This is a genomic window from Cupriavidus sp. 05N38 (assembly GCF_056397345.1).
The window spans coordinates 124,968-131,798 of sequence record NZ_JBFTNF010000038.1; the positions used below are offsets into that span (position 1 = coordinate 124,968).

Annotated in this window: 8 protein-coding genes; 5 read left to right on the forward strand and 3 right to left on the reverse strand. The window is 67.7% G+C overall.

Annotation, left to right across the window (positions count from 1 at the left end; translation table 11 throughout):
- Positions 1 to 57: 57 nt before the first annotated feature.
- Both AC1DK4_RS25480 and AC1DK4_RS25485 read left to right on the forward strand, forming a co-directional pair.
- Positions 58 to 1,050: a Bug family tripartite tricarboxylate transporter substrate binding protein gene (locus AC1DK4_RS25480; RefSeq protein ID WP_441612919.1), complete on the forward strand. Its 993-nt coding sequence runs from the start codon at positions 58 to 60 to the stop codon at positions 1,048 to 1,050.
- A gap of 158 nt (positions 1,051 to 1,208) precedes the next feature.
- Entirely contained in the window at positions 1,209 to 2,183 is a 975-nt protein-coding gene (locus tag AC1DK4_RS25485; RefSeq protein WP_441612920.1) for a quinone oxidoreductase family protein, read from the forward strand.
- Here AC1DK4_RS25485 and AC1DK4_RS25490 read toward each other — a convergent pair.
- The 3 genes from AC1DK4_RS25490 to AC1DK4_RS25500 all read right to left on the reverse strand — a co-directional run bounded on the left by AC1DK4_RS25490 (position 2,170) and on the right by AC1DK4_RS25500 (position 4,271).
- Complete coding sequence (locus tag AC1DK4_RS25490; protein ID WP_477131852.1) at positions 2,170 to 3,246, reverse strand: AraC family transcriptional regulator; 1,077 nt, start codon at positions 3,244 to 3,246, stop codon at positions 2,170 to 2,172. The two genes, AC1DK4_RS25485 and AC1DK4_RS25490, sit on opposite strands and share 14 nt — an antisense overlap.
- Before the next feature lie 172 nt (positions 3,247 to 3,418).
- Positions 3,419 to 3,970, reverse strand: coding sequence for a cytochrome b/b6 domain-containing protein (locus tag AC1DK4_RS25495; RefSeq protein WP_441612922.1), 552 nt, complete (start codon positions 3,968 to 3,970; stop codon positions 3,419 to 3,421).
- A gap of 34 nt (positions 3,971 to 4,004) precedes the next feature.
- Entirely contained in the window at positions 4,005 to 4,271 is a 267-nt protein-coding gene (locus AC1DK4_RS25500) for a PepSY domain-containing protein (protein WP_477131853.1), read from the reverse strand.
- A 178-nt stretch (positions 4,272 to 4,449) separates the two neighbouring features.
- On the opposite strand from AC1DK4_RS25500, the gene arfB reads away from it, so the two are divergent.
- The 3 genes from arfB to AC1DK4_RS25515 all read left to right on the forward strand — a co-directional run.
- Complete coding sequence (gene arfB, locus AC1DK4_RS25505) at positions 4,450 to 4,857, forward strand: alternative ribosome rescue aminoacyl-tRNA hydrolase ArfB (RefSeq protein ID WP_441612924.1); 408 nt, start codon at positions 4,450 to 4,452, stop codon at positions 4,855 to 4,857.
- Between the two features lie 198 nt (positions 4,858 to 5,055).
- On the forward strand, positions 5,056 to 6,078 hold the full coding sequence (locus AC1DK4_RS25510; protein WP_441612925.1) for a fatty acid desaturase: 1,023 nt from the start codon (positions 5,056 to 5,058) through the stop codon (positions 6,076 to 6,078).
- 6 nt (positions 6,079 to 6,084) lie between these two features.
- Positions 6,085 to 6,831 (forward strand): phosphate/phosphite/phosphonate ABC transporter substrate-binding protein (locus AC1DK4_RS25515; RefSeq protein WP_477131854.1); only part of this gene is annotated, 747 nt, incomplete at its 3' end.

Below are 6,831 nucleotides of genomic sequence, written 5' to 3' on the forward strand. Positions count from 1 at the left end.
CGATTGCGGAGACCACCCCGCATCGGTAGCGGCCGGTCCGACAGAAAGGAGACCGCAATGAAACGCCTCACCAAGATTGCTAGCCAGGCCCTGGCGCTCACGTTCGCCATTGGCGCGTGGATGCCGGCCATGGATGCCGCCCAGGCCGCCGGATGGCCAGCCAAGCCTGTGCGGATACTCGTTGGCGCGCCGCCGGGCGGCACCGCGGATATCGTGGCTCGCCTCCTTGCCTATGAGTTGCAGGGCCCGCTTGGCCAGACTGTTATCGTCGACTACAAGTCTGGCGCGGCTGGCGTCGTCGCCGTCCAGGGCCTGCTGTCCGCGCCGCGGGACGGATACACATTCCTGTTGATCCAGAAGGGGATTGCCGCCGAAGTGCCGCACGCCATCAAGGTGTCCTACGATCCGTTCAAGGACATCGTGCCGATTGCCCAGCTCACCCGGCAGGGCCTCATATTCGTCGGGAACCCCGCTTTGCCCGCGAAGAATCTTGCCGAGCTGGTCACGTACATCAAGGCGAACCCGGGCAAGATCGACTACGCGAACTTTGGCATCGGCTTGCGTGGTCAGACGATCGGCGTGCAATTCAATCGTCTCGCCGGACTCGATACCGGTGCCGTCAGCTACAAGGGGTCCCCGCCCGCACTACAGGACATCATGGGCGGACAGGTGCCTCTTATGTTCGACGGCCCGGCAACGTCGTTGCCGTTCATCAAGTCCGGAAAGCTCAGGGCCTTCGCGGTGGCCTTCCCCCAGCGGATCTCCGCGCTTCCCAACGTTCCCACCTTTGCAGAGCTGGGCTATCCCGATCTCAATGAAGTGGGCTGGATGGGGCTCTGGTCGGCGCCAGGTGTGCCGCCGGCCGTGGTGGCCAAAATGCGCGAGGCCACGCTCAAGGCCATGCAATCGCCCTCGCTACGGCGAAAGATCGAAGACCTGGGTATGGAAATTGGCTCGCCGGCTACCTCGGAGGAGCTTTCAAGGGACGTGCGGGAATCCTACGAGCGCCAGGGCAAGCTATTGCGCTCGATCCACTTCACCCCGGAGTGATGACTCCCGAATCCGGTCGCCGTGCGGATGAAGTTCATTGCATACGTCGTTGCGGCGCCGGAACTCGCGACCGCCAACGCATCGCGACAAGCAGCAACTGAAAGGCAGGCAGGCGCTGGCGTCACGACGCCAGCAGGACGAGATCAACAGGAGGCAGGATGAAATCAGTACGCGTATTGCCCGGCGCCGACGGTGGTCGGCTTGCGGTGCAGGACATTCCGGTTCCGCGGCCGGGCCCCAACGAGGTGTTGGTCCGGGTGCGTGCGTCGGGGATCAACTATGGCGAGATCAAGTACATGCGGGAGCATCGTACGGGCGCCCCGATGACCGCCGGCGTCGAGTTTGCGGGCGAGGTCGAGAGCGTTGGCGACCAGGTCAGCGGTTGGCGCGAAGGCGACCGGGTCATGGGCCATGGCCGCGGCTGCCACGCCCAATATGTGGTCGCCGCCCCGCTGGCGCTGATGCCGGTCCCGGAGGATGTGTCGTGGATCGACGCGGCAGCGTTCCCCAATGTGTTCATCACCGCCCATGACGCGCTGGTCAGCAACGGTGAGCTGAAGGCCGGCGAGTCGGTGTTCATCAATGGTGCCTCGGGCGGCATCGGCATGGCCGCAATCCTGATCGCGTCGGCACTTGGCGCCCGGCCGGTGATCGCGTCTTCGAGGTCGGCGGAAAAGCTGGAGCGCCTGCGCGGCCATGGGGTGGATGTCGGCATCGATGCATCCCGCGAGCCCCAGGTCGAAGCCATCATGGCTGCCACCGGCGGCCGTGGCGTTGACGTCATCATGGATACCATTGGCGGCTCGGTCTTCGAGGACCATATCAAGAGCCTTGCGGTAAAGGGGCGCCTGGTCAATCTCGCGCGGCTGGGCGGGGCCAGCACGGCGCAGGTCGATATCAACCTGCTGTGGCTGAATCGCCTGAAGCTGATGGGTGCCACGTTCCGCACGCGCAGCGAGCAGGAGCGCGTCGAGTGCGTCCAGGCTTGCGCGCGCGATCTGCTGCCGTACTTCCGTAAAGGCAAGCTTCGCCTGCCGATCGACCGCACATTCCCGATGGATTCGATCGGTGAAGCGTACGCCTACATTGAGCGCAGTCAGCACATGGGCAAGATCGTGCTCATTGCCGACTGACGGCGGGAACCGGGCGGCGACGCCTCAGGGTTGAAGCCGCCGCATTTGCCGAATGGTCGGCCGTCTGCATGCGCCATTGCGTGACGCTGCAGCCAAAGGCGGCACGGAACCAATGGCTGAAGCTGCTCTGGTTCGAAAATCCCATCAGGCCCGCGACCTCGCCGATTGGCAGGTCGCTCTCGCGCAGGTGACGCATCACCAGCTCCGAGCGCACTTCGTCGAGCACGACCGAAAAGGTCAGCCCTTCCGCGATGAGATGGCGATGCAGCGTGCGACGATCGATGCGCAGGTGCCGCGCCACCTGCTGGGCCGTGCAGCGTCCACCCTGGAGCAGTGCCATGATCAGTTCGCGGCACGATTCGCGCATGCCGTCGCCGCGGCGCCTCAGGGCTGCGTCGAGGTAGTCGCGCGCCAGTTGCGTAGCCCCTGAGTCGTCGGGCGTGCGCGACTTGTCCAGATCGGCCGCCGCGCAGACCATGCCGTTGAACGACTGGTTGAACATCGGGTTGCGGCCAAAAAACGCGCGGTGGGCCGACATGTCGGCCGGCGGACGGTGCGTGAAGCAAATCTGTTGCGGCCGCCACTGCGGGCCGATCAGTTCGCGCAGGATGCGAAACATCATGGCCACGCTCAGTTCCATCGCCTGGCGAGTCGCCGGGCCCGGGCCGGGCAGCAGGTCTTCGCTGATGACGACGGTTTGGCCGACATCCTCGATGCGCATGATCAGGGAGGGGCTGAGCAGCTTCAGGTAACGGCACAAGGCATCGAGCGCCTGCCGTGGCGAGGGCTCTTCCTTGAGCACCAGGCTGATCGGTCCCAGGTTGGAGAACGTGCGGCGCGCCGCCAGCCGCAGCGCAAGGTCTTCCATGCCCGTGGCGCTTGCCGTGACTTCCAGCAACTCGCGCAGGGCATGGCTGGGGATGACCGCACCGGGTTCCCGGAGCAGGCGCRCCGACAGCCCCACCTTCCGAAGGAACGTCCCGGGATCACGCCCAAGCGACTCCATCAGCTCGATGTAGCCGTTCAGGCTGGCACTGCGAACAAGTCGTCCGACGTTTGGCATGGCGGTGGCTCCACGTGCGCCGACACGATTCCGGAGCTTTCGGATGGGATCAAAGAAGCGGGCGCGCGGCGGGCCGCACGAGAGAAGTATGCCTCAATGCGCGGCCTTGCCTCGTGCCGGTCCGCAGCGGTGCGGGATGGCTTCGCCTGGCCGGACGGATTCCCACGCGGGGCTAGCGAGGCGGATCGGTCCCGGGCGGATCGCCCTGACGCTTGTTGCCGGTCAGCATGGCGGCAATCAGGTTCTCGCGGTGAAGCCGTCCCATCGCGATGGCGGCCATGACATGGAGCGCGACCAGGCCCATGAGGATGTAGGCCAGCACGCCGTGCAGGCGGGTAACCCAGTCCTCGCCCCAGTAGGCGTCGAGGCGGGACATCCAGCCCGTCGCCGCCAGCGCGAGGATCAGGAACCAGAGCGCAAGCATCATCACGGCACCAAGCGGGCTATGACTGAGGTAGCGCGGCGGATGGCCCGTTGCCAGGGCCTTGCAATAGGTGGCGAGGCCGGACGGGCCCGGCACCCAGCTGGAGAACCGCGCGGGCTTGCTGCCTATCGCGCCCCAGGCCAGGCGGACGAGCACGAGGCCGGCCGCCACGTAGCCGAGATTGCGATGCAGCGGGCCGCCCGAGTCCTCGTACAGATCCCACAGGACCAGGGCCGCCACGCACCAGTGCGTGGCGCGCACGACGCGGTCCCAGACGCGAACGGAGGCGGCAGCCGTCATTGCGGCGGGACCGGCGCGCGGCTCGCTTCCCGGCTTACTTCTCGATTTCCGATTTGACCACCTCGAGCGTCTTGGTGTCGTAGTAGATCTCGGCCTTCTTGCCCTCCTTCGTGGTGCCATAGATCTCATAGCAGTTGCCGTCCACCTTGAACTTCTTGATGGTGTAGCCCTGCGCTTCGATCTTGGCCTTGGCGTCGGCCTCCTTCATCCATTCCGCCTTGGGATGGGCAACACATTTGGCGCTGGCGAAGGCGCCCGTCGAAAATGCGCCGGCCAGCAAGAGCRGGGCGATACGTTGCATAAAGGTCTCCGGAATGTGGATTGGCGCATCAGCATAGTGTGGATAAGAACGATTCGYAATACCGGGTTTCCCTTGACGCTCCCTTGGCGTTCCCTTGGCGAAGCGGGTGCCGCGAGGCGGGCCCGGCTTCGCCTCCCGACACCACGTCGACGCGCCTGGCCTTGCTATGATCCGTGCCATGGCGCCAGATATCCACATCCCCCACACCGAGTATGAGATCACCGCGATCCGCGCGCAGGGCGCCGGCGGGCAGAACATCAACAAGGTGTCCAACGCGGTGCACCTGCGTTTCGACGTGCGCGCGTCGTCGTCGCTGGACGACGACCACAAGGCACGGCTGCTGCAGCTGCATGACCACCGCATCACGCGCGATGGCGTTGTGGTGATCAAGGCGCAACAGCATCGCAGCCTGGAGATGAACCGCGAGGAAGCCGTGCGGCGCCTGCACGAGCTGGTGCGCAGCGTGGCCACGCCGCCGCGCGCGCGGCGGCCCACGCGGCCCACCTTCGGCTCACGCATGCGGCGCCTGGAGGGCAAGAACCAGCGCAGCCAGGTCAAGGCGCAGCGCGGCAAGGTGCTCGACTGAGCGCGCGGCGCGTACCCGTGCCTGCGTGCGCATATCCATATCGGCTTTCCTTCGTTCCGTTTTCCGCCACGGCGCCTAAGCTGGTCTGACATCCCCGCGCTCGCCGCCCATCGGCTTGACAGGCGGCGCGGGATGCCCTGGGTGTCCGCATCGCCTCGATTGCCGTACAGCCCGCCACCGTTCAACGATGACGCAGCCATGGCAATCTACCTGGACGACATCCAGCGCGCGGAGATCGCGCGCGCCAGCCGCGCCTGGCTCTGGCGCACCGAACTGCCGACCTGGCTGCTGATCGCGGCGGTCTACGCGGCGTGGTTCGGCACCGCGCTCAACGCGGCCCGCCTCGGCCTGCCGCTGACGGCGGCGCTGCTGACCGTCGCCACCACGTGGTACATGTCGCTGCAGCATGAATTGCTGCACGGCCATCCCACGCGGCTGCCCTGGCTCAACGCGCTGTTCGGCGCGGCGCCGCTGGCGGTGTGGTTTCCGTACGGCCTCTACCGCCGCGAACACCTGATCCATCACGCGGCCGACCATCTCACGCACCCCGGGGCCGACCCGGAGAGCTACTTTCTGCTGCCTGGCGACTGGCAGGCGTCTGGCCCCGCGCTGCGCATGCTGCTGCGCTGGCGCAATACGATGGCCGGCCGCGTGCTGCTGGGGCCGGCGTTCGCCATCGCGCAGACGATGGCCGCCGCATGGCGACAGGTGCGCAGCGGCGACCTGCGCGATGTGCCGATATGGCTCGCGCACCTGCTGGCGCTGGCCGCGCTGCTGGCCTGGCTCGACCGCGCGTGCGGCATCGCGCCGTGGCTGATGCTGGCGGGCGTGGCGTATCCGGCGTTGTCGCTGTCGGCGGTGCGCTCGTTCCAGGAGCACCGGCCGCATGCGCTGCCGGCGCGGCGCAGCGTCATCAACGAGGCGGCGTGGCCGTGGCGCCTGCTTTTCCTCAACAACAACTATCACCTGGTCCATCATGACTTGCCGGCAGTGCCGTGGTTCGCGCTGGGCGGCATCTATCGCACGCGCGCGCCGGGCTACCGGCGGCGCAGCGGCGGCTTCGTGGTGAAGGGCTACGGCGAATGGCTGGCGCGCTTCGCGCTGCGCCCGGCCGCGCCGGTGGTGCATCCGCTGTTCCGCGACGCGCGCCGCCATGCCGCCGCGGTGGCGGCAACGGGTACGCGCGCCGGCAATGATGCGCGCGCGCGGCTGACAGGGTGAACGCGCATGGATGACCGCAGGCACTGGGTGGCCGCGCTGCCCATGTACAACGTGACGCCCGCATTGCGCGCGGACTGGCTGGCGCTGATTGCGCGCGTGGCGGACGTGCTGGCGCGCGGGCCCGATCCGCTCTACCTGCGCGCCGTCGACCCCGGCACCACGCACGACGCGCTGCATGCGTTCTGGCGCCGCCCGGACCTGCTGCTGTCGCAGGCCTGCGGCTACCCCCTGGTGCAGGGCCTGCAGCGCCATGTGCGCGTCGTCGGCACGCCGCGGTTCGATGCGCCGGGCTGCGACGGCGAGCACTACAGCAGTGCCATCGTGGTGCGCGCCGGCGGCCCGGCCACGCTGGCGGATTGCCGCGGCTTGCGCGTGGCGTACAACGACGACGCCTCGCACAGCGGCATGAACGCCTTGCGTCATGCGGTGGCGCCGCTGGCACGCCAGGGGCGCTTTTTTGCCGCCGCGCTGCGCACCGGCTCGCACCTGGCGTCGCTCGACGCCGTGGCGCACGGCGAGGCGGACGTGGCCGCCATCGATTGCGTCACGCTGGCCTTCGTGCGCGACCACCTGCCCGCACGGCTGGCGGCRCTGCGCCAGATCGGCGGCACCGCTTGCGCGCCCGGCCTGCCGCTGGTGTGCTCGCGCCATGCGAGCCCGGCGCTGAGCGCGCGCGTGGGCGATGCGCTGGAACAGGTCATCGATGCCGAGCCGGCGCTGGCGCAACGCTTGCGCCTGCGCGGCATCGCCCGC